The organism is Rhizobium sp. AN5, from assembly GCF_900215255.1.
GTDB lineage: Bacteria > Pseudomonadota > Alphaproteobacteria > Rhizobiales > Rhizobiaceae > Agrobacterium > Agrobacterium tumefaciens.
In genome coordinates this window covers 1,182,021-1,207,677 of sequence record NZ_OCMJ01000004.1, presented here as the reverse complement: position 1 = coordinate 1,207,677, position 25,657 = coordinate 1,182,021, and the positions used below count along the sequence as shown (strand labels likewise).

The 25,657-nt window shown below is 57.0% G+C and carries 30 protein-coding genes, 2 pseudogenes and 1 riboswitch; of the genes and pseudogenes, 16 read left to right on the top strand and 16 right to left on the bottom strand.

What is annotated here, in order from left to right; genetic code table 11:
* The first annotated feature begins 109 nt into the window (after positions 1 to 109).
* The 3 genes from CRP02_RS18370 (at position 110) to CRP02_RS18360 (ending at position 2,819) form a co-directional block, all read left to right on the top strand.
* Positions 110 to 1,795, top strand: coding sequence for a GMC oxidoreductase (locus tag CRP02_RS18370; protein WP_097171915.1), 1,686 nt, complete (start codon positions 110 to 112; stop codon positions 1,793 to 1,795).
* On the top strand, positions 1,795 to 2,355 hold the full coding sequence (locus tag CRP02_RS18365) for a gluconate 2-dehydrogenase subunit 3 family protein (RefSeq protein WP_097171914.1): 561 nt from the start codon (positions 1,795 to 1,797) through the stop codon (positions 2,353 to 2,355). The genes CRP02_RS18370 and CRP02_RS18365 overlap by 1 nt, the downstream gene beginning before the upstream one ends.
* 68 nt (positions 2,356 to 2,423) lie before the next feature.
* Positions 2,424 to 2,819 (top strand): c-type cytochrome, encoded by a 396-nt coding sequence (locus CRP02_RS18360; RefSeq protein WP_097171913.1) that lies wholly within the window; start codon positions 2,424 to 2,426, stop codon positions 2,817 to 2,819.
* Between the two features lie 160 nt (positions 2,820 to 2,979).
* On the opposite strand, the gene CRP02_RS18355 is transcribed toward CRP02_RS18360, so the two are convergent.
* From CRP02_RS18355 to CRP02_RS18330, 5 genes and pseudogenes are all read right to left on the bottom strand, one after another.
* Positions 2,980 to 4,140: a glucoamylase family protein gene (locus tag CRP02_RS18355; RefSeq protein ID WP_097171912.1), complete on the bottom strand. Its 1,161-nt coding sequence runs from the start codon at positions 4,138 to 4,140 to the stop codon at positions 2,980 to 2,982.
* A gap of 347 nt (positions 4,141 to 4,487) precedes the next feature.
* Positions 4,488 to 6,806 carry a GAF domain-containing protein gene (locus CRP02_RS18345; RefSeq protein WP_323455374.1) on the bottom strand — a complete coding sequence of 773 codons (2,319 nt, stop codon included), beginning with the start codon at positions 6,804 to 6,806 and terminating at the stop codon, positions 4,488 to 4,490.
* Positions 6,807 to 6,809: 3 nt separating this feature from the next.
* A complete protein-coding gene (locus CRP02_RS18340) occupies positions 6,810 to 7,259 on the bottom strand; it encodes a response regulator (RefSeq protein WP_097171910.1) in 450 nt (149 codons plus the stop codon).
* 11 nt (positions 7,260 to 7,270) lie between these two features.
* Positions 7,271 to 8,380 carry a PAS domain-containing protein gene (locus CRP02_RS18335; protein ID WP_097171909.1) on the bottom strand — a complete coding sequence of 370 codons (1,110 nt, stop codon included), beginning with the start codon at positions 8,378 to 8,380 and terminating at the stop codon, positions 7,271 to 7,273.
* Positions 8,381 to 8,612: 232 nt separating this feature from the next.
* Positions 8,613 to 8,783: pseudogene (locus CRP02_RS18330) on the bottom strand (ABC transporter permease); the annotation flags it as partial.
* A 600-nt stretch (positions 8,784 to 9,383) separates the two neighbouring features.
* Here CRP02_RS18330 and CRP02_RS18325 point away from each other — a divergent pair.
* The 5 genes from CRP02_RS18325 to CRP02_RS18305 all read left to right on the top strand — a co-directional run bounded on the left by CRP02_RS18325 (position 9,384) and on the right by CRP02_RS18305 (position 12,384).
* Positions 9,384 to 9,950: a YceI family protein gene (locus CRP02_RS18325; protein WP_097171908.1), complete on the top strand. Its 567-nt coding sequence runs from the start codon at positions 9,384 to 9,386 to the stop codon at positions 9,948 to 9,950.
* Between the two features lie 111 nt (positions 9,951 to 10,061).
* Positions 10,062 to 10,451 carry a hypothetical protein gene (locus CRP02_RS18320; RefSeq protein WP_097171907.1) on the top strand — a complete coding sequence of 130 codons (390 nt, stop codon included), beginning with the start codon at positions 10,062 to 10,064 and terminating at the stop codon, positions 10,449 to 10,451.
* 5 nt (positions 10,452 to 10,456) lie between these two features.
* Positions 10,457 to 10,963 (top strand): sigma-70 family RNA polymerase sigma factor, encoded by a 507-nt coding sequence (locus tag CRP02_RS18315; RefSeq protein WP_097171906.1) that lies wholly within the window; start codon positions 10,457 to 10,459, stop codon positions 10,961 to 10,963.
* On the top strand, positions 10,960 to 11,739 hold the full coding sequence (locus CRP02_RS18310) for an anti-sigma factor family protein (RefSeq protein WP_097171905.1): 780 nt from the start codon (positions 10,960 to 10,962) through the stop codon (positions 11,737 to 11,739). Before CRP02_RS18315 ends, CRP02_RS18310 begins: the two co-directional genes overlap by 4 nt.
* A gap of 3 nt (positions 11,740 to 11,742) precedes the next feature.
* Positions 11,743 to 12,384 carry a cytochrome b gene (locus CRP02_RS18305; RefSeq protein WP_097171904.1) on the top strand — a complete coding sequence of 214 codons (642 nt, stop codon included), beginning with the start codon at positions 11,743 to 11,745 and terminating at the stop codon, positions 12,382 to 12,384.
* 97 nt (positions 12,385 to 12,481) lie between these two features.
* Here the strand turns inward: CRP02_RS18305 and CRP02_RS18300 are convergent, their stop codons facing one another.
* Complete coding sequence (locus tag CRP02_RS18300; protein WP_097172839.1) at positions 12,482 to 13,132, bottom strand: pyridoxamine 5'-phosphate oxidase family protein; 651 nt, start codon at positions 13,130 to 13,132, stop codon at positions 12,482 to 12,484.
* A gap of 300 nt (positions 13,133 to 13,432) precedes the next feature.
* A complete protein-coding gene (locus CRP02_RS18295; protein WP_097171903.1) occupies positions 13,433 to 14,083 on the bottom strand; it encodes a glutathione S-transferase family protein in 651 nt (216 codons plus the stop codon).
* Between the two features lie 267 nt (positions 14,084 to 14,350).
* On the opposite strand from CRP02_RS18295, the gene CRP02_RS18290 reads away from it, so the two are divergent.
* The gene (locus CRP02_RS18290) at positions 14,351 to 15,007 is read left to right on the top strand and encodes a peroxiredoxin (RefSeq protein WP_003512980.1); all 657 of its coding nucleotides are present in this window, start codon (positions 14,351 to 14,353) and stop codon (positions 15,005 to 15,007) included.
* 64 nt (positions 15,008 to 15,071) lie between these two features.
* Here the strand turns inward: CRP02_RS18290 and CRP02_RS18285 are convergent, their stop codons facing one another.
* On the bottom strand, positions 15,072 to 15,524 hold the full coding sequence (locus tag CRP02_RS18285) for a DUF5680 domain-containing protein (RefSeq protein ID WP_097171902.1): 453 nt from the start codon (positions 15,522 to 15,524) through the stop codon (positions 15,072 to 15,074).
* A gap of 166 nt (positions 15,525 to 15,690) precedes the next feature.
* On the opposite strand from CRP02_RS18285, the gene CRP02_RS18280 reads away from it, so the two are divergent.
* The 3 genes from CRP02_RS18280 to fghA are packed head-to-tail and all read left to right on the top strand — an operon-like array spanning position 15,691 to position 17,697.
* A complete protein-coding gene (locus tag CRP02_RS18280) occupies positions 15,691 to 16,146 on the top strand; it encodes a YaiI/YqxD family protein (RefSeq protein WP_003512976.1) in 456 nt (151 codons plus the stop codon).
* A 25-nt stretch (positions 16,147 to 16,171) separates the two neighbouring features.
* Entirely contained in the window at positions 16,172 to 16,831 is a 660-nt protein-coding gene (locus tag CRP02_RS18275) for a DUF1345 domain-containing protein (RefSeq protein ID WP_097171901.1), read from the top strand.
* 32 nt (positions 16,832 to 16,863) lie between these two features.
* On the top strand, positions 16,864 to 17,697 hold the full coding sequence (gene fghA / locus CRP02_RS18270) for an S-formylglutathione hydrolase (RefSeq protein ID WP_097171900.1): 834 nt from the start codon (positions 16,864 to 16,866) through the stop codon (positions 17,695 to 17,697).
* 108 nt (positions 17,698 to 17,805) lie between these two features.
* On the opposite strand, the gene CRP02_RS18265 is transcribed toward fghA, so the two are convergent.
* Positions 17,806 to 18,204, bottom strand: a complete 399-nt coding sequence (locus CRP02_RS18265; protein WP_097102496.1) for a RidA family protein — start codon at positions 18,202 to 18,204, stop codon at positions 17,806 to 17,808.
* Between the two features lie 165 nt (positions 18,205 to 18,369).
* Between CRP02_RS18265 and CRP02_RS18260 the strand changes: the two genes are divergently transcribed.
* Positions 18,370 to 18,963 carry a TetR/AcrR family transcriptional regulator gene (locus tag CRP02_RS18260; protein WP_097171899.1) on the top strand — a complete coding sequence of 198 codons (594 nt, stop codon included), beginning with the start codon at positions 18,370 to 18,372 and terminating at the stop codon, positions 18,961 to 18,963.
* 24 nt (positions 18,964 to 18,987) lie between these two features.
* On the opposite strand, the gene CRP02_RS18255 is transcribed toward CRP02_RS18260, so the two are convergent.
* From CRP02_RS18255 to crcB, 5 genes are all read right to left on the bottom strand, one after another.
* Positions 18,988 to 19,476 (bottom strand): hypothetical protein, encoded by a 489-nt coding sequence (locus CRP02_RS18255; protein WP_013636057.1) that lies wholly within the window; start codon positions 19,474 to 19,476, stop codon positions 18,988 to 18,990.
* 60 nt (positions 19,477 to 19,536) lie between these two features.
* Positions 19,537 to 20,331, bottom strand: a complete 795-nt coding sequence (locus tag CRP02_RS18250; protein WP_097171898.1) for an ATP12 family chaperone protein — start codon at positions 20,329 to 20,331, stop codon at positions 19,537 to 19,539.
* A 30-nt stretch (positions 20,332 to 20,361) separates the two neighbouring features.
* Entirely contained in the window at positions 20,362 to 21,030 is a 669-nt protein-coding gene (locus CRP02_RS18245; protein ID WP_097171897.1) for an HAD family hydrolase, read from the bottom strand.
* A 6-nt stretch (positions 21,031 to 21,036) separates the two neighbouring features.
* Entirely contained in the window at positions 21,037 to 22,026 is a 990-nt protein-coding gene (locus tag CRP02_RS18240) for an RluA family pseudouridine synthase (protein WP_003512960.1), read from the bottom strand.
* 66 nt (positions 22,027 to 22,092) lie between these two features.
* Positions 22,093 to 22,470, bottom strand: coding sequence for a fluoride efflux transporter CrcB (gene crcB / locus CRP02_RS18235; RefSeq protein ID WP_097171896.1), 378 nt, complete (start codon positions 22,468 to 22,470; stop codon positions 22,093 to 22,095).
* Between the two features lie 201 nt (positions 22,471 to 22,671).
* Between crcB and CRP02_RS18230 the strand changes: the two genes are divergently transcribed.
* Together CRP02_RS18230 and CRP02_RS18225 are read left to right on the top strand one after the other, a co-directional pair.
* A complete protein-coding gene (locus CRP02_RS18230) occupies positions 22,672 to 22,962 on the top strand; it encodes a hypothetical protein (RefSeq protein WP_097171895.1) in 291 nt (96 codons plus the stop codon).
* Positions 22,963 to 23,081: 119 nt separating this feature from the next.
* Positions 23,082 to 23,509, top strand: a pseudogene (locus CRP02_RS18225) (plastocyanin/azurin family copper-binding protein).
* Between the two features lie 62 nt (positions 23,510 to 23,571).
* Here the strand turns inward: CRP02_RS18225 and CRP02_RS18220 are convergent.
* Together CRP02_RS18220 and CRP02_RS18215 are read right to left on the bottom strand one after the other, a co-directional pair.
* Positions 23,572 to 24,561, bottom strand: a complete 990-nt coding sequence (locus CRP02_RS18220; protein WP_097171894.1) for a copper chaperone PCu(A)C — start codon at positions 24,559 to 24,561, stop codon at positions 23,572 to 23,574.
* 88 nt (positions 24,562 to 24,649) lie between these two features.
* Positions 24,650 to 25,030, bottom strand: coding sequence for a hypothetical protein (locus CRP02_RS18215; protein WP_097171893.1), 381 nt, complete (start codon positions 25,028 to 25,030; stop codon positions 24,650 to 24,652).
* A 173-nt stretch (positions 25,031 to 25,203) separates the two neighbouring features.
* Between CRP02_RS18215 and CRP02_RS18210 the strand changes: the two genes are divergently transcribed.
* Positions 25,204 to 25,389, top strand: coding sequence for a DUF3008 family protein (locus tag CRP02_RS18210; RefSeq protein ID WP_003496099.1), 186 nt, complete (start codon positions 25,204 to 25,206; stop codon positions 25,387 to 25,389).
* 124 nt (positions 25,390 to 25,513) lie between these two features.
* Positions 25,514 to 25,601: riboswitch (glycine riboswitch) on the top strand.
* Positions 25,602 to 25,657 lie beyond the last annotated feature (56 nt).

The window sequence follows — 25,657 nt, the reverse complement described above, 5'->3', positions numbered from 1 at the left end:
CCGGGGCGCATAAGGTTCGACAGACGCATGATGAAGTTTCCGCCGCGTTGCGACGGGGAGGGCATTGTCTCGTCGACTTTTTACCCAAGTACCAATCGGAGGAGTTATCATGGCGGACAATCATTATGATGCGATTGTTGTCGGTTCAGGCATAAGTGGAGGCTGGGCCGCAAAGGAACTCACGGAAAAAGGCCTGAAGGTCCTGCTGCTGGAGCGCGGCAGAAACATCGAGCATATCACCGACTATCAGAATGCCGACAAGGAAGCCTGGGACTATCCCCATCGCAACCGCGCCACGCAGGAGATGAAGGCGAAATATCCGGTTCTCAGCCGCGACTATCTGCTGGAAGAGGCCACGCTTGGTATGTGGGCCGACGAGCAGGAAACGCCCTATGTCGAAGAAAAGCGTTTCGACTGGTTCCGTGGTTATCACGTCGGCGGCCGTTCGCTGCTGTGGGGACGCCAGACCTACCGCTGGTCGCAGACCGATTTCGAGGCCAACGCCAAAGAAGGGATCGCCGTTGACTGGCCGATCCGCTATCAGGACATTGCTCCCTGGTATGATTATGTCGAGCGTTTCGCCGGCATTTCCGGCAGCCGCGAGGGGCTGGACATTCTCCCTGATGGTGAATTCCTGCCGCCTATTCCGCTGAATTGCGTTGAAGAGGATGTGGCCCGCCGGTTGAAAACTGCCTTTAAAGGCACGCGCCACCTCATCAATTCGCGCTGTGCCAACATCACCCAGGAACTTCCCGATCAGGAGCGCACGCGCTGCCAGTTCCGCAACAAGTGCCGGTTGGGCTGTCCTTTCGGCGGCTATTTCAGCACGCAGTCATCGACCCTGCCGGCGGCAGTCGCCACCGGAAATCTTACGCTCCGGCCTTTCTCCATCGTCAAAGAAATCCTTTACGACAAGGACAAGAAGAAGGCGCGCGGTGTCGAGATCATCGATGCCGAAACGAACCTCACCTATGAATACACCGCCGATGTGATCTTCCTCAACGCTTCGACGCTCAACTCGACCTGGGTTCTGATGAACTCGGCCACCGACGTGTGGGAGGGAGGGCTCGGCAGCAGTTCGGGCGAACTCGGCCACAATGTGATGGACCACCATTTCCGCATGGGCGCCACCGGCCAGGTGGAAGGTTTCGAAGAGTTCTATTTCAAGGGCCGCCGCCCTGCGGGATTCTATATTCCCCGTTTCCGCAACACCGGCGACGACAAGCGGAACTATCTGCGCGGTTTCGGTTATCAGGGATCCGCCAGCCGTTCGCGCTGGGAGCGGGAAATCGCCGAACTCAACATCGGTGCCGACTACAAGGAAGCGCTGACCCAACCGGGCGCCTGGACTATCGGCATGACTGCCTTCGGTGAAATGCTGCCTTATCACGAGAACCGCGTGAAGCTGGACCACGAAAAGAAGGACAAATGGGGCCTGCCGGTCCTGTCGATGAATGTCGAGATGAAGCAGAACGAACTCGATATGCGCGAAGACATGGTCAATGACGCAGTCGAGATGTTCGAAGCGGTCGGCATCAAGAACGTCAAACCGTCGAGGGGCAGCTATGCGCCGGGCATGGGCATCCATGAAATGGGTACGGCCCGCATGGGACGCGACCCGAAAACTTCCGTGCTTAATGGCAACAACCAGGTCTGGGATGCGCCGAATGTCTTTGTCACTGACGGTGCCTGCATGACTTCGGCCTCCTGCGTCAACCCGTCGCTCACCTACATGGCGCTGACGGCGCGTGCCGCGGAATTTGCCGTTTCCGAACGCAAGAAGGGGAACCTGTGATGAACAGACGTGAACTGCTGAAACTGATAGCCATTGCGTCCGGTCTTCCGTTGATCGGCGCTGACGTGGTCACTGCGGCGGAAAACGCCGCCAAGCCCGCCGGTGATGCCCACGTGTTCAGCCCGGAGGAAATCCGGCTTCTGGACGAGGTGGCTGAAACGATCATCCCTCGCACATCCACCCCGGGTGCGAAGGACGCTGCCGTTGGCGCATTCATGGTAGTCTATGCGGCTGATTGTTATACCGGCGAACAGCGGAAACTCTTCCTCTCCGCGATGGCTGACATCGAAAACCGCAGCCGGACGGAATACAAGAAGGCGTTTCTGGAGCTGACGTCGCAGGAACGGCAGACGCTGATTTCTGCGCTGGACAAACAGGCCCGGGCGGAGCAGACGCCGACCGCACCGCATCCCTTCACACTCGTCAAGCAGCTGACGCTGCTCGGTTTCTTCACCTCGAAGATCGGCGCCACCGAGGTTCTCGTTTACGACGAGATCCCCGGTGGCTTTGAGACCTGCGTTCCCTACAAGAAGGGTACGCCCGCCTGGGGCACGACCTGAATTGAGAACCAGCCGCCCGCCTGCATTCGCAGGCGGGCGCGTTCATACGGCAGAACAAGGATGACACGATGCGCAAGAGAATGATCATCACGGCGGCAATGCTGGCAGCAAGCGCCATTCCCGCTTTTTCAGAGGGCGACGTTACCAAGGGGGAGGCGGCCTTCAAGCGCTGTTCCGCCTGTCACGCCATCGGCGAAGGTGCGAAAAACAAGGTCGGCTCGCAGCTTAACGGGATCATCGGCCGTACGGCGGGCGGCGATCCGGACTATAATTACTCGAATGCGATGAAAAAAGCAGGCGAGGAAGGGCTGGTGTGGACACCGGAGGAACTGCGAGACTTTCTAAGCGCTCCCAAGAAGAAGATTCCCGGAAACAAGATGGCCTTGGCGGGCATCAGCAAACCGGAAGAACTGGATAATCTTATCGCCTATATCGAAAGCGCCTCTTCGAAACCTGCCGAATGACAGCACACCGGTTGTCGGACATCAAAACTTCCGCAGTTTTGAGACGATGACCACGAATTTACCCTAGCATATCCTGCGCGCCGAAGGCCTTGCCAACGAATTACCAAGGCCTTCCGGCGTTGTCCTCGAGGATGCATTTGCGGTACTCAAATACCGGTTCTCAGGGGTCGGTCCGTCCTTCCTGCAGGCTCGACTTTTCGAAAGACCTGTCCTGATGGAAGCCCAGTTTGGCCAAGCCGTTTTTCACCTCGGGTGCGTTCATGAATAAATCCCAGATGAGGCCGCTGCGATAGTTTTCCATCATCGCAACAACAGGCCCTTGATTGATCGCAAGATGGGTTCCGGACACCCAGCCGGTTGCGGGCTGGAATGAATCCATGAGGCCAAAGCGGCCGATGAGTGCACCATCGTTCCATTGCAGAAAACGCAAAGCCGCCTCGCGTGAGCGATGAGAAAAGAACGGCATGCTCGAGAGGGCTGCCGTCGTCGCGATGATGCCGTCATCGTCGGTCGGAGAATTTACGACATAGCCCTTTGGCCCATCACACGCAGACAGACCCCACCCGGCCTCACTTGGGTAGCGCGTGCGGCAGTAGCGGTAATTGATCATGCAATGCGCGTGAACCTGCTCCAGATAGTCGTGACAATAAACATCGCCGAGACCGCGCGGATCGAGTGTGCAGAAGGAATAGTGCGACAGGAAAAGCGGTCCTCCATACGGCTGGCCAAGCGGCAGCCGAACACCGAGATACATCGATCCGTTGCGGATTTCGCCATCGCTTGCCCATCCGGAATGATAAGACTCGGCGCTGATTGCATGCGTCGTTGAACCTGCCGCGAGCACATAACAGACGAGGGCCTCGTTCCAGCCCACAATCGGCAAGTTTTTCGCCCATGCATACCGACGGCTCCAATGCCAGAACAGCGGCCCGGGTTTTCCCCTGGTAAACCAGCCCCATTCCACCGTCTCGACGATTTCATTTATGGACCGGCGTAAATCGATTTCGGAGGATGTCTGCGCGCCAAAAAACTCTCTGACGCAGATCAGCGCCTGAACCAGAAGAGCGGTTTCAACGAGATCTCCGCCGTCGTCGAATTTCGCGAAGGGTATTGTTCTTCCGCTGGACGCATCGATGAAGTGAGGAAAGGCGCCATGAAAACGCTTCACGCTTGCCAGCGATTTCAGCATCCGGCTCGCCCGGGCGATGGCTTCCTGTTCGGTTATCCAAGAACGGCGGACACCAACGATGAGCGAAAGGAAACCAAACCCGATCCCGGAGACCGACGCGATCTCATGGATCGCAAGACCATCGGATCGCATACGATCCCGCGGTAGACCACTCTCCGGGTGGCTCCCGGACCAGAAATATTCAAAGGTATTGCGATGCAAACCATCAAGTTCAGCAGGTAATTTATCCGTCAATTCCAACCTCAGGGACCAGCGGCAATCAGTGGGCAGATCGACTGCCAAGCCTTATCTGACTCTGTCACCATCTCCAAATTCCAAGCGGAGCGGTGAATGCCGGTAGCCGCAAAAATTCTCGGCTACCGCAGCATCTGCCTTATCGTCTCCACGATCTGCTCTTCGCAGTGCGGCAAGGCGTAGCAGCGGCTCATCCTCGACGACGAGTATGGTTGCCACATCGGCAGCATTCGAGGTCACGCTCATCATGACTGTCTCAAATGGGAAACCAGTCCCTGCATCGTTACCCGCAGGCCGTCAGGATCATAATTGACCTTGACACCGCCTGTACCCATCAGACCAAGCCGGATGAGCTTCGATCCGAAACCTTTACCCGATGGAGCGGTCACCGGCGGACCGTCCTGCTCCTTCCATTCCAGAACAAGCGCATTCTCGCCGCCGGCATCTTCTATCGTCCATGAAATAACGACGGTTCCGGCATCAGAAGACCAGGCTCCGTATTTCAAGGCGTTTGTGCCAAGCTCGTGCATCAACAGGGCCAAGGATAGCGCAGTCCTAGGCCCGATTTCCATGTCGGTGCCCGATATGCGGTATCGCTCGGGAAGAGAAAGTTGGCGAAGCACGGAATCGATCACTGCCACCATGCGCGCTGACGACCAGTCCTGGTTCAGGAGAACCTCATGCGCATTGGAAAGCGCACGCAATCTGCTCGTGAAGGCTTCGACAGGGGCTCTGTCGGTGACGGGGCGAAGCGTCTGTGTCGCAATCGCCTGAACCATGGCCATCGTGTTTTTGAGCCGGTGGCTGATCTCGTGATTGAGAACCTGCTGTTCCTGCTCGGCCCGAATCCTGGAGATCGCCTCACGCGTGCGGTCCGCTATCGTACGCACAAAATCGCGCTCCTCAGACGAGAATTCATGCGGCTTGTCGTAGTGTACGAACATGACCCCCGCGAATGCACCCCTTTCGATGATTGGCACATTCACGAGGACGGAGATGCCTATTGAGTGTAGAAGCTCGGCTGAAGCGGAGGTTCTCGGATCCGTCGCCACATCGGGTATGATGACCGTCTCGCCGCGCTTCAAATCCTGGATGTAGGATCCGTAATTCCTGAAATGATGGAGCCCTGCGACAGTGAACATTCCCTCCGCACACCAGTCGGGAAGCATCTGCACCGTCTCGGCGATAGGGTCAACGATGCCGTAGCCCGCCCGCGTCGCGCCCCTCAGACTCCGTGCTAAAATCTCGGCGGCGGCAAATGCCACTTCCGCAACAGTATCCAGCTCGCGGATCTTTTCGCCGAGTTCCAGGAATGCAAGCTGCCTGTCCTCTGACAGTTTTTGAGCGGTGGCATTGCGTGCGACCTTGATATAACCCGGGACCTTGGGCGACGAATGGTTGGACATCGGCCGGATCGTGCCGTCCAGAAAGATGCTGGAGCCATCGGCAGCGAGGTGCCATCGGCGGTCGGGTGCAACCCCTTCGGACGTGGCTCTGCGCACCTCAGTCGCAGGAACGCCGGCTGCCCGGTCTTCCTCAGTAAAAATCGACTCAAACGGCCGTCCGAGCATCTCGGCTTCCGACCAGCCAAATGTCTCCTGCGCTCCACCGAACCAGCTTGTAATGCGCTGGTCTTCATCGATCGTCATGATAATATAGTCTTTGGCGCCTTCGACGATCAGGCGAAGCTTCGTTTCGCTGTCGCGCAGAGCCTCCTGGGCTTGCATACGATCAGTGACTTCAACGAACATGATGACGAACGTGTCTTCACCAGTGGCTTGAACATAGCCGTCGAACCACCGGTCCATCGATCCGATCTTGCGGGTGAAACGCTTGCTTTGTTGGGTCTCGACGGCTTCCACCACATCGGAAACCCACTCATTCTCGAATTCTGGAAAGAGTTCGCGCATGGTTCGACCAGGCACATTATCGCCTGGTAATCCGAGAAGAGTGCTCCATGCGGGATTGACCGTCTCGTACCGCCAATCGACTATCGTTCCGTCGACGTCACGGATCACCGAGCCCACGACGATGCCTTCCTCCAATTGCTGGAAAAGCGCACCCCAGCGTCGCTCGGAAAGGAAGGTCGCAATCTGGTTCGAGGCGACCCTTCCGATCTGGTTCAGTAACTGCAGCTCGGTTTCCGTCCATGTGCGTGGCTCTCCATCGATTGCTGCGAGCGCGCCGATCACCATGCCGTCAGGGAGGGTTACAGGCACTCCCATGTAGGAAATCACGCCCAGATCGGTTATGGCCAGATTATTTCTAACGAGATCATGAAGCGTCGCATCTCCGATGATCAAAGGCTGTCTGTCGCGGACCACATGCTGACAGAATGAATGGGTGAGTGGCGTTTCCGCTGCTGCGGCCCATTTGGGTGGCAACCCGACATGGGCGATGAAAACCTGCCGATGCTCGTCCAGAATCGAGATCAACGCCACTGGGCATTTCAGGCCGGTTTTGACGACCTCGATAATATCCTGGAATTCAGGTGGGCTCTGGACATCAAGCAGCCCAGAGTTTCGAACTGCGTCAATGCGTTCCGACGGTGAATTCAAGGTCAATCCTTATCCGCACATGCGCGGCGTTGAACAAGCCGACAAGGCGGCAAGCAGTTTGGGCGAAACAACGAGGCTGGGAGGAGGGGTGACGGAGCGCTCCGCGCCAATGACAATCCCCTCAATGAACTGCAAGGCATTTTGCAAACCGTTCATGGTGTACGGCTTCTCTATCGCTCCAAGTGCGCCCGCAAAATCCTCGGGTATTCTCTTCAGGTTGCCCGAAACAAAAACATAAGGGATGGAACTCGAGGAAAGGTATCGGCCGACTTCGATTCCCGTTGGACCATCCAGCAATTGAATGTCTACAAATGCGAATTGCGGCAGTGCCTTGTTGGCAAGCTCGATAGCTTCCTTGCTGTCGGCAGCGATCCCCACAATCTCGTGTCCGGCATCTTCCACTTCGCTTTCGAGTTCCATCGCGAGCAGGGCTTCGTCCTCTACGATCAAGATTTTCACAGGAGATCCTTTCAGTCTTTTACAGAAAGCGTGACACGAACATCCGAGAAGCGACCTTCAACGGTCCGAACGATCGTAGCGCGCAATTGTTTTACGCATGCTTCCAGCATCTTTTTGCTAAAGGCTGCTTCTTCCTTGTCCATTTCGCCCGGCGTGACGGTATCGGCAACCCTGACAAGGAAGTGGCCGTTGAGGCGCTTGACCTCCAGGTGCAATTGCCCGCCTCGGTCCTTCAACCCTCTGCGAATGGCGTCACCGATGAGTTCGTTGATGATCAATGCAAGGGGGGAGGCCTTGGTCGCCGGAACAACAACCTCGTGAAGATCGGTGGTGAGAATGATGTCGGTTCGCTTCAAGGCGCCGATCTTGTCGAGCATCAATGTATTGGCAAAATCCGCGACATCGAAATGCCCTACATCCTCATCGTTCAGAAGCTTGCGCTGAACGGTGCTGAGTGCTTCGACCCTGTTCAGCACAGACATCAATGTCCGCTCCACAACATCGTTATCAGTCATCCGCGCCTGAAGCTTCACGATTGAGGCGATAGTCAGGAGGTTGTTTTTTACGCGATGATCAACCTCGTGGACGAGGGTTGTTTTTGCCCGCAATGCCTCGGTCAAATCCGCCGTTCGCTGCGCCACCTCTCCCTCCGCGATGTGGCGGGCGCGAGCGAGTTCGGCTTCCTTGCTCTTGATATCGGTGAAGTCGAGTTGCGAGGCGAAAAAATAGATGACAGTTCCGGAAGCATCGCGAACCGGACTTACGAAGAGAGCATTCCAAAACTCTGATCCGTCCTTGCGGTAATTAAGGATGTCGATCGCCAAATCCTGCTCGGCTGCGATTGCCTCACGCAGCTTCGTAACTGAGCCAGGATCCGTGTCTGGACCTTGGAGCAGACGACAATTTTGACCAACCAGCTCTTCGGCGGAATAGCCCGTCAATCTGCTGAAAGCAGCATTGCAGAAGATGATTGGATTGTCTTTCTGGAGTGGATTTGTGATGATCATGGGCATGCGGGTGGCCTTGAAGGCTGCCGCAAACGGATCTTCAGAAGCGTGGCCAGATACTAGACGCTCTCCAGCGTCTTGAGCATCCTGCCGGAAGAGATCATTATCTTTCATGCAAGGTCCTGAAGGTAACGGTCCCCTAAAATGTTTGAATGGAAATTTGGTTCCAACGACAAAGTGAATCATTCCCGTTTTACAGGGTAGGGGATCCACCATCTTTCTGCATATTGCCCGTGAGCAGGTCCGTCGGCGTTCGATAGCCGAGAGATCGGCCTGATGACGTCAGTAGAACAAAAACGGGGCGACCAACTGGCCGCCCCGCTTGATATGAGACTGGGTCGAAACCTCAAGCAGTCCGTTCTTCGCCCGCGTTCGGCCTCCAGGTGATCAGCTTCCTCTCGGCGACATCGAGAATGAGATCGATGACGAGAACAAAAATGGCGAGAATGATGATCCCGGCGAAAACGCCGACCGCGTCGAAGTTACCTTCCGAACGGGCGATCAGGTAACCGAGGCCCAGCCAGAGACGCGACGCCATTCCATGGGAGCATGCTCCATCAGTATCGCTTCAGGCAATAATGTTGGGCGGAAATTGAGTGGTGTTTTGTTTAGAGCGAAAGGATGCGTTACGCTTCGACGTAGCGCGATAACGCAACAGCCAGATAATGTTCAAAACGAGTTCTGAAGTTGCCTAAAATGTCATTTGGACTGAAAACGCAAGACATTTCAATCAACAAAAGTTCCATAATCTATCTTATGCGATTATCGTATGTAGCAGCCAGATGAAGCTTTCTATGGTCCTGAGCGCCTCACCTTCATCAGCGCCGCCGCGACGCTCTGTACATCGCTTGAGCACAGTAGCGAGCAAAGGATTTAGAGAAAGCACCTAGCCTTACTTTTCGAGCCAGGGTGAAGCAGTGCTCCAGAAAACGCCATTGCCGCCAAGAAAATCTTCCGCGAGTGGGCTTTGAACCGATGAAGGACATTGCTGACGAAATGCCCATGCTTTGGCTGATGCGGCAAAGATTTTGATGATCTGTCGGAACTGATGGGGATTAAATAGTCGCCAGCGGTGTTCTCATGGGTACGACCACGTACTCATGAAGGAGCCTGCGCCATGAAGTACCTCTACTCCATCACTCTCGTCATTGCGACATTGGCCTGCACACCTGTATCTGCCAGCCCGTTTTCGTCCGCCGCCGGGCGTTACCGTATCGATCCCACCTCGCACATCGGGTTTTCGATTGCACAGGTTGCCGGTCCGGGCATCAACGGCACTATTCCCGATATATCCGGCCGCTTCGATATCGATCCGGACCAACCGTCCAAGTCCTATGTGGAAATCAGTTTGAACCCTTCCAGCGTGAAGACAGGCCAGGAACGGGTGGAAAATTTCCTGCGGTCCAGCGCGGTTTTCAACATCGCCGCCTATCCGCAGATCGTGTTTCGCTCCAACCGCGTTACGCAGGACGGGCCGCGCAGCGCGGTCGTTGAAGGTGTGCTCACGGCCCGAGGCGTCTCCAGAGCCGAGACTTTTCACGCAACATTCGTTGAGCAGCAAAAGGGTTCCGTCACCTTCCATGTCACCGGAAGTATCCCTCGCCTGCCCTATGGCATGGGTGTTGGCGTGCCGCTCTATTCGAATACGGTTGCCTTCGACATAGATTTGAAGGGCGTCAGATAAAAACGACGGAACTTCAAAAAAGTCGGTGGGACGGGATTAATTGCCGCTGGCCGGTGTTCTGTCTTGTATCGGACATGGTGTCCGCACCGTTACCTCTCAAAGGACGATCTCATGCGTGCACATCATTTCATTCTGGCAGGCGCTCTCGCGCTCGCCTCCACTGCCGCGCTTGCCGAACCATACGCCGGTGGCGCGGTGGTTGAAACGGCGACGGCAAAGGGCACGATCCTGACTGACGCCAAGGGGATGACCCTTTATACGTTCGACAATGATGGTAATGGCTCGTCAACCTGCTATGACGGCTGCGCGAAGAAATGGCCGCCGCTTGCGGCTGCCAAAACCGACAAGGCGGATGGCCACTACAGACCAATCGCCCGCAGGGATGGCACGATGCAGTGGTCGCATGATGGAAAGCCGCTGTATCATTGGCAGATGGACAAGAAGCCCGGCGATGTCACAGGTGATGGTGTTGATGGCGTCTGGCACGTTGCTAAGGAATAGCACCCATGCCTGATTTTCTGGACGAGATTACAAGTTGCATACCGGCGCTTCGACGTTACGCGAATGCGCTCACGCACGACCGTGACACGGCTGACGATCTCGTTCAGGACTGCCTGGAAAGAGCCATCCGCAAAAAGGCGCTGTGGCGGCCGCAGGGGCCGTTACGTCCATGGTTGTACCGGGTGCTGGTCAACGTTTACCGCAACAATCTGCGCGGCAGAAACCGCCGGCCCTCGCAGATCCCGATTGATGATGTTGCCGAACAGATGTTTGTGCCGGCGGCGCAGACGGGCCGGATCGCGCTTGCCGAAATGGCCCGCGCCATCGAAAAACTGTCAGGCGAGCAGCGTGAGGCTCTCCTCCTCGTCGTCGTTGAAGGTCTGAGTTATGCGGAAGCGGCGAAGGTTCTGGAAATTCCGTTGGGCACTTTGATGTCCCGTCTGGGGCGCGCCCGAACAGCCTTGGCCCGCATGAACCAGGAAGACCAGCCAAATCTCAAGGTGATAAAATGACTGGCAACGAGCCGCAGATAACGGAAGCCGATCTGATCTCCTATGTCGACGGGCAGCTGGAAGACCAGCGACGTGATGCCGTTCGCTCCCACCTCGCCTCCAATCCGGCCGATGCACGCAAGGTCGAGATATGGCAGCGGCAGAATGCGACACTTACGGCTCTCTATCGTCCTGCTGATGTCGATGTTTTACCCGAGCGCCTCGATGTTTATCGGATGGAGCGGCGCTTGCGGTCGGAGCGTGCCAATTGGCGCAATCTGGCAGCCGCATCCGTCCTGGTCCTGGCCGTTGGACTGACAGGTGGCTGGTTCGGGCGCGGACTTGTGTCGGAGGTCGAGGCACCTGCCCATTCCATCGTGGCGGATGCGACGCAGGCGCATAAGTTGTTTGCAAGCGAGGTTCTGCACCCGGTCGAAGTTCGGGCGGATGCCGAGAACGCTTCCAGCCTGCCGAAATGGCTGTCAAAACGGCTGGACCGTAAACTGAACGTGCCGGACCTCACCCGCCATGGCTTGTCCCTTGTCGGCGGCCGGGTGCTTCCCAGTTCCGAAGGCGCCGCAGCTCAGCTGATGTATGAAGACAAAAGTGGGCAGCGTATCACTCTTTATATCGTGGCCGCGGCTGACTCGAGCGATACCGCCATGCGGCGCTCCAATGTCGACGCGCTGGAAACAGTGTCCTGGGATGACGAAACAATCCGCTGCGCCCTGGTCGGCAGCCTGCCGTCCGACCGCATGGACGCTATTGCCAAAGACACCTATCAACAGCTGAGTTAGCCGATGCAATATCTCAAGGGTCATTCCGATAGAGCGACGGGAGGCGTAAGGAGATGGCGCAACACGTCCGCCTCCTTTGGTTTGGTAGCGATCGTTTTCCATTGGACGATCGCGCTCCTATTCATCACGCAGCTTGCGCTGGGATATCTTATGAGCCGCGACATCGATCCGGTGCTTCAGTTCAATCTTTTTCAGTATCACAAGTCGATTGGGTTTCTGGTTCTGGCCCTCGCCGCCCCCCGCTTCATCTGGTCGGTTTTCAGCAGGAAACCGCGGGCTCTGGATGATGAAGGGATGGCTTCGAGGTTGGCTGCACGGGCGGCTCACGCCGCGCTGCTGTTCCTTACTCTTGCCGTTCCCCTTGCCGGTTGGGCCGTCGCGTCGACGTCTCCTCTGCAGATCCCCAGTTACGTCTTTGATCTTGTCGTCATGCCGGGACTACCCATGGCGATCTCCGACCAAGCCGAAGCCTTCTGGACTGAGGTTCACGCCACTCTGGCCTATCTTGCCGCAGTTATCGTCGTTCTTCATGTGGCAGCGGCGCTGTGGCACCATTTCATCCGCAAAGATCCAACGCTTCGGCGCATGAGCCCTTTCAGGGCTGCTGCAGATAACACCAGTCGCACCGCCTCCCCTCGAAAATAGACGCCGAAACTTGTGAAAGCCTGGGCGCCGTTTTCCAAAGCCAGTAGCCGGCGAGGTACCCTCGCCTGCCACCATCGCTGCTTTGCAAGTGAGGCGGCTAGTAAAGTGTTCTCTGGTAGTCCTTTTCCAGATCGTCGTCCATTTTCCGCATCTCATCCCTGTTGCTGGGCGCGCCCGTCGTTTCGTCAAGGATGATTTTGATGAGCGACGGCATCTCGGAGCGATCCTGAAAATGATCCGGGCTCCACAAATGCGACCGCCGAAACGCCTTGGCGCAATGCATGAAAACCTCGCTCACCCTGACGACAATCGCGAGTTTGGGCGCACGATCATTGATGCTCATGCTTTTCAGAAGCTCCGGGTCGGTTGCGAGCTTTGCCTGCCCGTTCACACGCAACGTGTCGTCAAATCCCGGTATGACAAACAACAGCCCGACGCTTGGATTGGCAATGATATTGGTCAACGTATCCAGACGATTGTTACCCGGTCGATCCGGTATCGCGAGTGTGCGTTCATCAAGAATCTTGACGAACCCCGCAGGGTCGCCGCGAGGGCTTACGTCAGCACTTCCTGCCAGATTCTGCGTTCCTATGCACAGGAACGGGGAGCGTCTGATAAATTCCCGCGCATGCTCGCCAATGGTGTCCTGACACTTCAATATCGCTAGCGCGTGGGTCGCCTCGAACAACCCTCGAAGCGATGGCTCATCTGTTACTGCAAATTCCGGATCAAGTTCAAACGCCGTCATCATCCCTCACCCTTGTGACGTTGCCCCGTTGTTCCCATCAGCTTCACCAGACGAAAACGCCTGGATATTGCTGACATATCGATTATTCTTCTTTGTCCACATTTGAGCGGTTTCTAAATTTGAGGTACGTACCTCAATATTAGTACTATCGCAGATTTCCATTTCAATCAAGAAGTAGAACGGGCAGCGATAGAGGCACGACAATCACTGAAACGGCTACGGTAGCTTTTGATTGCGGGCAGTCCTGTATAGACAGTGTAGTAGGGTTCTTACCTTAAGGCCCCCGCTATTCACCGACGTTCAACCAGTCGAGGCGGCCTTGAAGACGGCAAGCTGGTCGGCAAAGGCGCGTTGATAGGCCGGACGCGCCTCACCGCGGGCCACATAAGCTGAAAGGTTTGGATATTCTTCGAGGATGCCTGAGCTTTTTATCCTTTGCAGCACCGATATCATCAACAGATCTCCAGCGCTGAACGCACCGTCGAGCCAGTCGTCGTCACCGAGGCAGCGGGAGAGTTCGCCGAGCCGCTTGCGGACATTTTTATCGATCATCGCTAAGCGCTCCTCGTACCAGCTCTTGTCGCCCTCCAGAAATCGGGCAATCGAGCGGTCAACGATTGGCGGCTCCACCGTGTTGAGTGCGGCGAACATCCAGGTTATCGCCCGCGCCCGCGCATTCTCATCCCGCGGCAACAGGCCGGCATTGCGCTCTGCGATGTGGAAAATGATCGCGCCGGATTCAAACAGTACAAGATCGCCCTCCTCATAGGTCGGGATTTGTCCGAACGGCTGAAGTGCGAGATGCTCAGGTTCCCGCATCGCCTTGAAGGAGAGAAGGCGAACATCGTAGGATAGCCCCGCTTCCTCCAGCGCCCAGCGGACGCGCATGTCGCGGGCCAGACCCTTGCCGCCATCGGGCGAGCGTTCAAAAGCGGTAATGGTGATCGTCATTGCTGTTCCCCATCGCGTCTGTTTGGAGACTATTGGCTCATTGTGGTCGAGCGTCAGCTTTTTGCGCCGGCCGGAAAAGGCAGCGTGTCAGAATAGGCGTTCGCCAGAACGAAAACAATCCTTGTACGTTTCCATGACAGGTCATTGGCGTGCCGTTTGCCGTGGAAAGGGCTGGCCATTTCACGCAAAAACTCTAAGCTCCTGCGCCGGACGCGGATTGCCAAACCTTCAGGATTTCAATTTAAATCATTAGGGAGAAACCATCAGATGAGCCTGCGTATAAACGACATCGCACCCGATTTCACCGCCGAGACCACACACGGTCCGGTGAGCTTTCACGAATGGATCGGCGACGGCTGGGCGGTCCTGTTTTCGCATCCGAAGAATTTCACGCCGGTCTGCACCACGGAACTCGGCGCGATGGGCGGCCTGCAGCCGGAATTCGAAAAGCGCGGCGTCAAGATCATCGGCATTTCGGTCGATCCGGTCGAAAGCCATGAGAAATGGAAAAACGACATCCGCACTGCGACCGGCTTTAACGTCGATTATCCGCTGATCGGCGACAAGGACCTGAAAGTGGCGAAGCTCTATGACATGCTGCCGGCGGGCGCTGGCGACAGTTCCGAAGGCCGCACGCCGGCCGACAACGCCACCGTGCGCTCCGTCTTCGTTGTCGGTCCCGACAAGAAGATCAAGCTGGTCCTCACCTACCCGATGACCACCGGGCGCAACTTCGACGAAATTCTTCGCGCGATCGATTCCATCCAGCTGACTTCCAAACATCAGGTGGCGACACCGGCAAACTGGAAACAGGGCGAAGACGTCATCATCACCGCCGCCGTCTCCAACGAGGATGCGATTGCCCGTTTCGGCTCCTATGACACTGTTCTTCCATACCTGCGCAAGACGAAGCAGCCCGGCTGATTTGAAATCGATAAAAGGGGCGATGGGTCTCCATCGTCCCTGTTTGATCTTACTCGCGGCGCAACTACGGCTTTATCACGCCGCCGTGGTAATCGAGCCGGTACACCTCGACACTGTTCCGATATATCCGCTCCACGCCGGTAAAAGACCGGAATTCACCCTCATTGGTATCGACATAGACCATGTCTTCGACCTCGTGGGTGAAGCCACCGAGGAAGCGCCCTTCCCTGTATAGCGTGGAAAGCGATCGCTGGATCACCCTGCCCGCCACCGTGCCGTCGATTAGCTCAGGGCGGATGATGCGGCCGTAATAATTCATGGCCCAAAGTGGAATTCCCTGATGCCAGACGACCTCCTGACCGATGAAGTCGGTTCCGCCGAAATAGCTATCGATATAGTTCCAGTCGCCGCTATGAAAACCGAGGTCGTGTGAGCCGATGCGGGTGGGCGTTGAGGATTTGTTGCCGCCGCCCACATAAGTGGCGGATTTGGCCTGCACGATGAATTCTTCCAGCATCGGGAATACCTCACGTCAAGAACATAAAGTGAACATACTGCACTTGTTTGAAGGTCGCAAGCGTATTCCTTACCCTGCCTGTCGCCATATTTTCACAGATGGCGGGCTTGGTAATCGCAGCGTTTGCCCTTAAAAGCGATGCATAAATGATCCTCGAAGAGTGCCCATGTCGCAGACCCCGCAAATCTATGTCGATGCCGACGCCTGCCCCGTGAAACCCGAGATTCTCAAGGTGGCGGAACGGCATGGGCTGGAGGTGACATTCGTTGCCAATTCCGGTTTGCGCCCGTCGCGCGATCCGATGGTGAAAAACGTGATCGTATCGGCCGGTTTCGATGCGGCGGATGACTGGATTGCGGAGCGTGCGGGCGAAAACGATATCGTCATTACCGCCGATGTGCCGCTCGCCGGGCGTTGCGTTGCCAGGGGCGCGCTGGTGACGGGACCGACCGGCCGCGTTTTCGACCAAACCAACATCGGCATGGCAACTGCGATGCGCGACCTTGGCGCACACCTGCGCGAAACCGGTGAGAGCAAAGGATATAACGCGGCTTTCTCGCCGCGCGACCGGTCTGCTTTTCTGGAGACGCTTGACCGTTTCTGCCGCCGTGTCAAAAAATGACCGCGTAAACAGGAAGGCGCAGCCCATGACCCCGGCCAATCCGCAGAGCAACACCTATAGCCGCCATAAGCCTTTCTTCGTCGCTCTTTTTGTTGGCGCCCTCGGCCTTGGCTTGGCGCTGGCATTCGCACGGCCGCTCGCCATCGAAATTACGGCCATTCTGTTTTTCCTGACCTATCTCGGGTTGGTGGCCTTTCGGCTTCCGAAATTAACGGCCCAGCACCTGAAAGCGCATGCCGATAGTGATGACCTGCCGGCAATGGCCATCATCGCCATTACGCTGATCGCTGCCACCGTCGCCGTCGTTTCACTGTTCCAGGCACTCAACCATTCCGGCGAAACCGTCTGGACGCTGCTGCTCGCCTTCGGCTCCGTCATTTTCGGGTGGCTGACTATCCACACCATGACCGCCTTGCACTACGCCCATCTTTACTGGCGTCCGGAAACCGTTGATGGCAAGCGCCAGCATCGCGGCGGCATGGATTTCCCGGCGACGAAAGAACCCTGCGGTTACGACTTCCTCTATTTCGCTGTTGTCATCGGCATGACAGCGCAGACCTCGGATGTTGCTGTAACCACGACACCGATGCGCAAGGTCACGCTGTTGCACTCCATCGTCTCCTTCTTCTTCAACACGGTTCTGGTGGCAGCGGCGGTCAATGCTGCGGTCGCGCTTGCGGGCTGAACCGGAAAACCTCTTCATAAAGGAATGGCTTCATGAATATCATCTCGCAAAATACGGCCTTTGGCGGCATGCAGGGCGTATTTTCGCACCCATCTGAAACCCTCAAATGCGAGATGACCTTTGCAGTCTATGTGCCGCCGAAGGCGATCAGCGAGCCGTGCCCGGTTCTGTGGTATCTTTCCGGCCTCACCTGTACCCACGCCAATGTCATGGAAAAAGGCGAATATCGCCGCATGGCGTCCGAACTCGGGCTGGTCATTGTCTGCCCGGATACCAGCCCGCGCGGCAACGATGTGCCTGATGAAGTGACCAACTGGCAGATGGGCAAGGGCGCCGGCTTTTATCTCGACGCCACGCAGGAGCCTTGGTCGGAGCACTACCATATGTACAGCTACGTGACGGAAGAGCTGCCAGCCTTCATTGGCCAGCATTTCCGCGCGGATATGAGCCGTCAGGGCATTTTCGGCCATTCGATGGGCGGCCATGGCGCCATGACGATTGCCTTGAAGAACCCAGACCGCTTCAAGAGCTGCTCCGCCTTCGCCCCTATCGTCGCCCCCTCCTCTGCCGACTGGTCCGAACCGGCGCTGGAAAAGTATCTCGGAACGGATCGTGCCGCATGGCGGCAATACGACGCCTGCTCGCTGGTCGAAGACGGCGCCCGTTTTCCGGAATTCCTGATCGACCAGGGCAAGGCCGACAGTTTCCTCGAAAAAGGCCTGCGTCCCTGGCTGTTCGAAGAGGCGATCAAAGGAACCGATATCGGCCTGACGCTTCGCATGCACGAGCGTTACGACCACTCTTATTATTTCATCTCCAGCTTCATGGATGACCATCTGAAATGGCATGCCGAGCGGCTTGGCTAAGGCTGCGACAGGGGTAGCCTAACCTGCGCAGTTTGGCTTCGTCCGACATCTTGAAGAGCGACGTGACGGCGTTTTCAGTACGCCGTCTTACCCATGGCTTTCGGAGATTTATGCATCCGAAGGAATGCGGGCGATGACCTTGATCTCGAAATCGAAGCCCGCGAGCCAGTTCACGCCTATTGCAGTCCAGTTCGGGTAAGGCTTCTTGCTGAAAATCTGCTGCTTGACGGCCATGATGGTTCCGAACTGTTTTTCGGGGTCCGTATGGAATGTCGTCACGTCGACAATATCATCAAATGTACAGCCCGCTGCATGCAGCGTGGCTTTGAGATTTTCGAAAGCCAATTGTACCTGACGTTCAAAATCGGGTTCTGGCGTTCCATCGGAACGGCTGCCCACCTGCCCGGAAACAAACAAAAGGTCCCCGGATCGAATAGCCGCCGAATAGCCGTGCTCCTCGTAAAGAGCATGTCTGTTAGCGGGAAAGATTGCTTCGCGCTTCGTCATTTTTAAATCTCTCTTCTTTGTAATCGAGTGCACCCTCCGGGCGGAACGTTACGCTTCGAGCGCTTCACGCAACGCCTTATTTGATATACGATGCGTATTTGAGTTTGGTCGCATACATGCCGTATGTCAACCCATATACATCACGTATGTGAAATTGAGGGGAAAATGGTGAAACGACGCGCGGAAACGATGGAGGAAAATCGCGTAAAGCTGATCGCGGCTGCACGAAAGATTTTCGCCGAAAAGGGATACTCTGCCGCATCAATGGACGAGTTGACCGCTGAGGTTGGTCTGACGCGTGGGGCGCTTTATCACAATTTCGGAGATAAGCGTGGGCTTCTAGCGGCGGTGGTCGATCAGATCGATTCTGAAATGGCGTCGCGCGCTCAGGAGATCGGGGGACTGGCCGGGGGCGATTGGCAAAGTTTGCTCGCCGAGGGCGCCGCCTATATCGAAATGGCACTTGATCCCGAAGTACAACGCATCGTTCTGCTCGACGGGCCTGCGGTGTTGGGTGATCCCTCGCAGTGGCCTAGCCAGAGCAATTGTCTGCAGGCGACCAAGCGGACGGTTCAGAGCCTCATCAAACAAGGGGTCATCAAGTCAGTCGATGCGGAAGCTGCTGCCCGGCTTCTAAGCGGCGCTGCACTTAATGCTGCGCTCTGGATCGCCGCCAGTGACGATCCCGTGAGGGTGCTGCCGAAGGCTGTCGAGGCTTTCCAGTCCATGGCCACCGGCCTTCTTGTGAAACCAGTTTAAACTCTATCTGGAAACCATACTTGTTCACGGAAACAGCGCCGTCGCCAGCGTTGTCGGTCCGGGTCGGCTCAGCCGGAACTCACGGATCACGCGCTCCGCGACGCCGTAAGCGAGATCCTGCTCGATCGACTGATTGTCGAAGCTGACGACGGTGGCTGTGAATTTGGCCTCGGCGATCACCTCGCCCGTCGCCACGGCGGCCGCACGAACGATGACACGGGCCGATGCCCGTTCTCCAAACAGGAAGGGACCGCGGGTGACGGATGCGAGGCGAATGGTCAGCACCACGCGCGGTCTGATTTCGCCGCGTGCCGTCGTTTTGATCGCATTCTGTAGTTGCGCATGAATGGATTGCATCAATGCCGGCGCCACATCCGGCCGTGCCGCTACAAAGGCGCCGCGCACATCATAAAGCAGCCGGTCGGCATTGGTCGCCTCCGGTTCCAGCCTGAAAGACATGAGCGTGAAACACGCCAGCACAACAATGCCAAGGCGTTTCAATCGAGTGTTCATGATCTGCGGCTCCCCTAACGTGAGGTAACCGCATATTCGGTCATCAGGGTTAGAAAAGCGTTAAGGCGCGCTCTTCAACGCCTCCAGAACGTTGAGTGCTGCACGCATGTCGATGAGCCTGGTGGCGCGGCGCTCCTGCGCCTCCTCGTCCTCGCCCCAATGTTCGGCGGTCCAGTCCTCGTCAAGATGGGCCAGCGCCCAGGTTTCCTCCAGCGTCAGTTGCCCTTCCGCCAGTGCCAGCGCCAGAATGGCGGAGCCGGTCAGCGACGTCATGGTGTGCAGGGCGGCAAGCGCGATCGGCGTGTCGTATTTTTTGAGTGTAACGGCAAAGGCTGCAACAGCTTCCCGAGGCTGATCGCGATGCATGACGCCTTCGACGAGAATGAAGCGTGCGCCGAGAACATTGGCTGCCCAGTCGATCACCGGATCCCAATGGTCCGCCTGCCGCGCCACAAGCGCTTCCGGTTGACCTGCCCGGTAGCACAGGAGATCGGAAGAGGAAAAGCGCAGGATATCCTCGAAAACCGCCTGGGTGTCGCTGGCGATGCCGTCGATGGCCGTGTTCACATGCCGCGAGACCGGCATGACGACCGGGTTCACCACCTCTTTCTGCGCATCCCATTCACCGCGAAGCAGGTCCGCAAGCGCCTTCGATGGCAAGACAAGCGGCTTCTTGGCAGGCGTGCGCAGCGGCTTGCCATCGAGATGGATGGTGAAGCCGCCGTCTTCCACGTCAGCAACGGTAACGTCCTTATAAAACCGTTTCGGCAGAGGCCGCTGCATCTGGATTTGGGCGCGAAGGATTGGATCGGGGTGGCTGAGGCCTTCCGAAAGGTCGTTCAGGAGATCACGCATGGCACGTCCTCATCAGTCGAATAGAAAGGGTCATTCAAGAATATCGGCGGACACATGGGCGGGAATTTCGCTCGGATGGCTGACGACGGCGTCAGCGCCTGCCTTCCAGAGATCATCGACCGAGGCGTAGCCCCAGGCGACGCCGATGGCCTTTGCGCCGGCCGCCTTTGCCATCTGCATGTCATAGATAGCATCGCCGATGACGACAGTGTCGGCCGGAACCATGCCGGTTTCATGGCAACATTCCATCACCATTGCCGGATGCGGCTTGGAAGGGCAATCATCCGCCGTGCGCGACACGATGAAATGCTCGGCAAAACCATGCGTTTCGAGAATATGGGTCAACCCGCGACGGCCCTTGCCGGTGACCGCGCCGATCAGCACCTCATCCCGCCTGGCAAGCGTGTCGATCAAGGGCGCGATACCGTCGAACAGCGGCTCGATCATGCCAGGTCGGGCGCGGATCGGGTGGTAGATTTCCCGGTAGCGCTCAGTCATCGCGCGCGCCTCGTCATCCACATGCGCCTTACCGAGCATGCGGGCGATGGCGATGTCGAGCGTCAGGCCGATGATTGCCTTGGTCTGCGCAATATCAGGCCGTGGCTTTCCGAAATCTGCGAAGGTATCGACCATGACGGCATGGATAAGACCGGCGCTGTCGACCAGCGTGCCGTCACAATCGAAAAGAACGAGTTTCATCTGATATCAGCCTTCCCTGTCGCCATCGGCCACGTCGAGGCCGAGCAGGTTCCAAGTCTGTACCATATGCGGTGGCAAAGGCGCGCTGACGCGAAGCCGGCCGCCATTCGGGTGCGGAATGTCGATATGGCGCGCATGCAGGTGCAGACGCTTTTGTACACCGCCCGGAAAATCCCAGTTCGGATCATCGATGTAATATTTCGGATCGCCGATGATCGGGTGCCCCATATGCAGCGCGTGAACGCGCAGCTGGTGGGTACGGCCGGTATAGGGCTCCATTTCCAGCCAGGCGAGGTTCTGCGCAGCGGTATCGATGACACGGTAGTAAGAAATGGCGTGATCTGCCCCCTCCTCGCCGTGCTTGGCGATGCGCATGCGGTCGCCGTCGGGGGTCTGCTCCTTGACCAGCCAGGTGGAAATCTTGTCCTGATGCTTGCGCGGCACGCCGCGAACCAGCGCCCAATAGGTCTTCTTGGTATCGCGCTCGCGGAAAGCGGCCGTCAGCTTCTGTGCAGCACCTCGGGTGCGGGCCACCACCAGTACGCCCGATGTGTCACGGTCCAGACGGTGCACCAGACGCGGCTTTTCGCCCTTCGGGCTGGTCCATGCTTCCAGAAGCCCGTCGATGTGACGGTTGACGCCAGAGCCGCCCTGCACGGCAATGCCGGCCGGCTTGTTGAACACCAGAACCTTGTCGTCTTCATGCAGCAGCATGCGCGCCAGAAGTTCGCCGTCTGCCGAATGTTTTAGGTCCCTGGATCCGATCGGTCCGCTTTTGACCTTGAGGTCGGAATCGACCGGCGGCACACGCACCATCTGTCCCGGCTGCACCCGTGCGTCCGTCTTCACCCGGCCGCCGTCCACACGCACCTGCCCGGAGCGCAGCAGCTTTTGCAGCTGCCCGAACCCCAGACCCGGATAGTGAATCTTGAACCAGCGATCGAGGCGCATACCGGCCTCGTCGGCCTCGACCTTGATATGCTCGATACCTGCCATGAAATTTCCAGTCTCTCTGTCTTGATCGCGCGCCCTGTTCTCCGGCGCACCGTTTGGAGCAAGCCTTTAGAACAAACTGCGGCCCAAGGCCAGCCCGGCGAAAACCGCCGCGATGGAAACCACCAGACTTGCCGTGATGTAAACCGCCGAAAGGCCGAGCGCGCCGCGTTCGAAAAGCGCTACCGCATCCAGCGAGAAGGACGAAAAGGTGGTGAAGCCACCGAGAACGCCGGTGACCAGAAACAGGCGCATCTCCATAGACGCGTTCAGCCGCCTTGCAACAAGCTCAACCAGGAAACCGATGAGGAAGGATCCGACCACATTCACCGCCAGAGTTCCCCAAGGGAAAGTCATGCCGACAAGGCGCACACTCAACACACCCACGAGATAGCGGAAAACCGAACCGATTGCGCCGCCTGCTGCGACAAGAGCGATATTCAGCATTTGGGAATGTCTCCGGAGAAATACCCGACGGGTCTGTTGAAGACGTTTTCTAGAACATAGCCACGGGTGGTGAAACCCCCTCGTCCCGACCTTTTTTCGATTAAAACTCGATTAAATTGCACGTCCGCGATTTAGCCTTCCAACAAGACGCAGCTGCTAATCTGCGGTTTTACGGGTCGGCGAAGGATGGCCGGAGGTTGGATGACACAGGTTCTTTCCGTTTCTGCAAACACTGCGGCCTACGCACTGGAGGCCGTGAAGCCGTCGCAGCGTGTATCGCGCAGAAGCGAGGTTGAGGAAGCCATTCACGAATTGGCGCGCAAGGCCGAACAGGGAGACGATTTCCAGCTGAGAGCCTTGCTCACCGCCATCAAGCCGCCGGCCTTGACCCTCTATTTCCTGACAAGCGCAAGCCAGCGGCACGCGCCCCAGACAACACTCGATCAGGCCGTGCAGGCCTACGAGGAAAATGAATCCAATAAAAGTTTATAATATCAATTTAATATCCATATTTATTAAATCGATTTATCATTTTTTTGGTGCGCATTTCGCGCGTTCAGGTTGTTGTCAGCTTCAAATTTTAGTCCTTCGGTACCAACTGGAGGAAGATCATGATTTCTATTGCTCGTCACGTCACAGCTACCACGATCGCGCTCGTTGTTTCGGCGCCGGCTTTCGCGGCCACGACGATCAAGGTCACCGAAGGCGGTGAAGGTGGCGGACCAATGACACTCGTATGGACCAGACGACAGTCAAAGCCGGTGAAGCCGTGTTTCATGTGCATAACGATGCCATGAGCAAGCAGCACGAAATGGTGCTCGTCAAGCTGAAGTCTGCAGAGGAAAAAATGCCGCTCAATACCGCGAAACACCGTGTCGATGAAAAACAGCTTAAAAGTCTTGGCGAAGTGGCCGACCTGAAGCCGGGCGGCGATGGTCAGCTCAAGGCAAAGCTTACGCCCGGCACATATCTCCTCTTATGCAACATAAAAGGTCACTACGAAGCGGGTATGCAGGCCAAGCTGACTGTTACAAAATAATATTGGTCGAACAAGCTGAGGCTGCCGAATGAGTATTGCGTTCCGGCAGCCTCTTTTTTGCGTCAGTTGTGCTGGTGAGCGTTCTTGTCGTCACCACCCTTGGCCGAGCCTGCGGAAAGCACAATGTCGACCTTGCCAGCCTTTTCAAAGATCAGCGTCACTGGCACCTTGTCGCCTTCGGCAAACGGCTTCTTCACGTTGAAGAACATCATGTGCAGGCCGCCGGGCTTCAGTTCCACTGTCTCGCCGGCGGGAATGACGATGCCGTCATCCAGCCTGCGCATCTTCATGACGTCGTTGACCATGGCCATTTCGTGAATTTCTGCACGGCCGGCGGCGGAGGATTCGACGCCGATCAGCTTGTCTTCGCTGGAACCGGTATTCCTGATCGTGACATAACCGCCGCCCACGGGCTGACCGGGCAGCATGGCCTTTGTCGCGCCAGCCGAAAGCTCGAGACTGCCAGCCTTCACCACGTCCAGGTCCATATCCATGGCCATAGCGGAATGATCATGCCCACCGGCATGGGCTTTTGCGGTAACGCGGATGGTCGGTGCCGGGCTTTTCAGCGAATGCGGATCGACGCCTGCGGCCGCTACCTCGTCCCAGGAAACCTTGCCTTTGTCGCCGCAAAGCTGCGTCACCTTGAAGGGAAGGTCCTGCCCGGCCTCTATGCCGGAGATTTTTCCCTGAACGGCAAAGGTGTCATAGAATTCATCCGGCAAGTTGCCACCCTTCCAGCGGATTTCGACCGGACCGCTTTTGATGTCCTTTCCGTGGTTCTTGTAGGCTTTCTGATAGTCGCCCTTGATGATCTCAAGTTCCCAACCGGCCTTGGGCTGCGGCTTGGCAGTGATGAAGCCTTCCGGCAGTTTGATCTGCACTTCTGTGGTGGCAAGTCCGCCATCGCAGCCATGCGGCACCTGAAGTGCGGCAACGATGGTGCTTTCCTGTTCGGCCGAACCGTCAACGAAGGTCGTATGGGCGAAGGCCTGCGCCGTCGAGACGGAGGCGACGAACAGGGTGCAGGTGATGATCTTGGTGGTTTTCATTTGTTTGTCCTTGCGACTGCGGCGCCATTGGCCCGGGCAGTTGCTCCGTGCCGCCACCCGGCGGCGATGATCCTGTGAAACGAAGAGATCAGGCGAACAGGGATGGTGGGCCGCGTGCGGACGGTTTGCGGATCGTCTGGACCGAGCGAAAGTCCCATTCCGCGGTCAGGCGATTGTCGAGCCAGGCGAATTCCGTCCTCAGCCAGCCGGCCGCATCGGGCACCGGCAAGAGAATGGACGAGGCCAGCAGGCAGGCCTCGCAAAACAGGATCGCATCGCTTGAATGGGCGGGCCCGTCATTGGGGTGCGAGGCATTTACCCCGCCGCTGTGGCCTAGGCAGATTTCGGCAAAGGTGCCGTCCGGCAGCCGGTAGCTCTCATCCAGAAGAACGGCAGGTGCCGCGGCGAGCGCGGGCTTGTGGGCAAAACCAAGCGACAACATCAACACCGCGCAGAAAATGCGAAGCATTTTCTCCACCCGTGTCAGCGGTCGTTTTCGATTTGCGTCCATCTTCTGGCGATACCCCTCTTTCCTTCCGATTTCAAAGGGGAAATTTGCCGCAGGCCCAGCCGCTCAACGGAACAATCAATACAGGGCGGCATTTCCTTTAAATTACAGATCGTTTCGGAAGGAGTACCGACATGCCAGCCAAATCGAAAGCCCAACAGAAAGCCGCAGGTGCGGCGCTGGCCGCCAAACGCGGTGAAGTCAAGAAATCCAGTTTACAAGGTGCTTCAAAAAGCATGGAGAAGTCCATGACAGAAAAGGAACTTGATGAACTGGCGTCGACAAAGCGCAAGGGTCTGCCGGAGAAAAAATCAGACTGACGGCACGCCTCATGCATGGAACTCGCCGTGTATCTAGCCAGCGATGGCGCAGATGGAGCAAAAATCTGTTCAGATGCGTCATTTCGTCCTTGCCAATGACCGGGCTTCGAAGATAATGAGCCTCGCATCATCGTTGGGAGAAACCGCTTCATTGCGGTGCCGAAGGAGCAACCGCCCCGGAAACTCTCAGGCAAAAGGACCAGCGGTGACGACGGAACTCTGGAGAGAAGCCACCTTTCATAAGGACGGCTCGCCGAAGGGATAACAA

Bases quoted from the DNA above. Each gene is read 5' to 3' on its own strand.
- CRP02_RS18265 (WP_097102496.1), bottom strand. From the start codon at position 18,204: ATGACGAAGCGCGAAGCAATCTTTCCCGCTAACAGACATGCTCTTTAC.
- CRP02_RS18370 (WP_097171915.1), top strand. From the start codon at position 110: ATGGCGGACAATCATTATGATGCGATTGTTGTCGGTTCAGGCATAAGT.
- CRP02_RS18365 (WP_097171914.1), top strand. From the start codon at position 1,795: ATGAACAGACGTGAACTGCTGAAACTGATAGCCATTGCGTCCGGTCTT.
- CRP02_RS18285 (WP_097171902.1), bottom strand. From the start codon at position 15,524: ATGCTGGAAGAATTCATCGTGCAGGCCAAATCCGCCACTTATGTGGGC.
- CRP02_RS18210 (WP_003496099.1), top strand. From the start codon at position 25,204: ATGCCAGCCAAATCGAAAGCCCAACAGAAAGCCGCAGGTGCGGCGCTG.
- CRP02_RS18240 (WP_003512960.1), bottom strand. From the start codon at position 22,026: ATGGCAGGTATCGAGCATATCAAGGTCGAGGCCGACGAGGCCGGTATG.
- CRP02_RS18260 (WP_097171899.1), top strand. From the start codon at position 18,370: ATGGTGAAACGACGCGCGGAAACGATGGAGGAAAATCGCGTAAAGCTG.
- CRP02_RS18335 (WP_097171909.1), bottom strand. From the start codon at position 8,380: ATGAAAGATAATGATCTCTTCCGGCAGGATGCTCAAGACGCTGGAGAG.
- CRP02_RS18250 (WP_097171898.1), bottom strand. From the start codon at position 20,331: ATGCGTGATCTCCTGAACGACCTTTCGGAAGGCCTCAGCCACCCCGAT.
- CRP02_RS18355 (WP_097171912.1), bottom strand. From the start codon at position 4,140: ATGCGATCCGATGGTCTTGCGATCCATGAGATCGCGTCGGTCTCCGGG.
- crcB (WP_097171896.1), bottom strand. From the start codon at position 22,470: ATGCTGAATATCGCTCTTGTCGCAGCAGGCGGCGCAATCGGTTCGGTT.
- CRP02_RS18325 (WP_097171908.1), top strand. From the start codon at position 9,384: ATGAAGTACCTCTACTCCATCACTCTCGTCATTGCGACATTGGCCTGC.
- CRP02_RS18305 (WP_097171904.1), top strand. From the start codon at position 11,743: ATGCAATATCTCAAGGGTCATTCCGATAGAGCGACGGGAGGCGTAAGG.
- CRP02_RS18295 (WP_097171903.1), bottom strand. From the start codon at position 14,083: ATGACGATCACCATTACCGCTTTTGAACGCTCGCCCGATGGCGGCAAG.
- CRP02_RS18230 (WP_097171895.1), top strand. From the start codon at position 22,672: ATGACACAGGTTCTTTCCGTTTCTGCAAACACTGCGGCCTACGCACTG.
- CRP02_RS18245 (WP_097171897.1), bottom strand. From the start codon at position 21,030: ATGAAACTCGTTCTTTTCGATTGTGACGGCACGCTGGTCGACAGCGCC.
- CRP02_RS18315 (WP_097171906.1), top strand. From the start codon at position 10,457: ATGCCTGATTTTCTGGACGAGATTACAAGTTGCATACCGGCGCTTCGA.
- CRP02_RS18360 (WP_097171913.1), top strand. From the start codon at position 2,424: ATGCGCAAGAGAATGATCATCACGGCGGCAATGCTGGCAGCAAGCGCC.
- CRP02_RS18275 (WP_097171901.1), top strand. From the start codon at position 16,172: ATGACCCCGGCCAATCCGCAGAGCAACACCTATAGCCGCCATAAGCCT.
- CRP02_RS18320 (WP_097171907.1), top strand. From the start codon at position 10,062: ATGCGTGCACATCATTTCATTCTGGCAGGCGCTCTCGCGCTCGCCTCC.
- CRP02_RS18280 (WP_003512976.1), top strand. From the start codon at position 15,691: ATGTCGCAGACCCCGCAAATCTATGTCGATGCCGACGCCTGCCCCGTG.
- CRP02_RS18300 (WP_097172839.1), bottom strand. From the start codon at position 13,132: ATGACGGCGTTTGAACTTGATCCGGAATTTGCAGTAACAGATGAGCCA.
- fghA (WP_097171900.1), top strand. From the start codon at position 16,864: ATGAATATCATCTCGCAAAATACGGCCTTTGGCGGCATGCAGGGCGTA.
- CRP02_RS18290 (WP_003512980.1), top strand. From the start codon at position 14,351: ATGAGCCTGCGTATAAACGACATCGCACCCGATTTCACCGCCGAGACC.
- CRP02_RS18310 (WP_097171905.1), top strand. From the start codon at position 10,960: ATGACTGGCAACGAGCCGCAGATAACGGAAGCCGATCTGATCTCCTAT.
- CRP02_RS18255 (WP_013636057.1), bottom strand. From the start codon at position 19,476: ATGAACACTCGATTGAAACGCCTTGGCATTGTTGTGCTGGCGTGTTTC.
- CRP02_RS18220 (WP_097171894.1), bottom strand. From the start codon at position 24,561: ATGAAAACCACCAAGATCATCACCTGCACCCTGTTCGTCGCCTCCGTC.
- CRP02_RS18215 (WP_097171893.1), bottom strand. From the start codon at position 25,030: ATGCTTCGCATTTTCTGCGCGGTGTTGATGTTGTCGCTTGGTTTTGCC.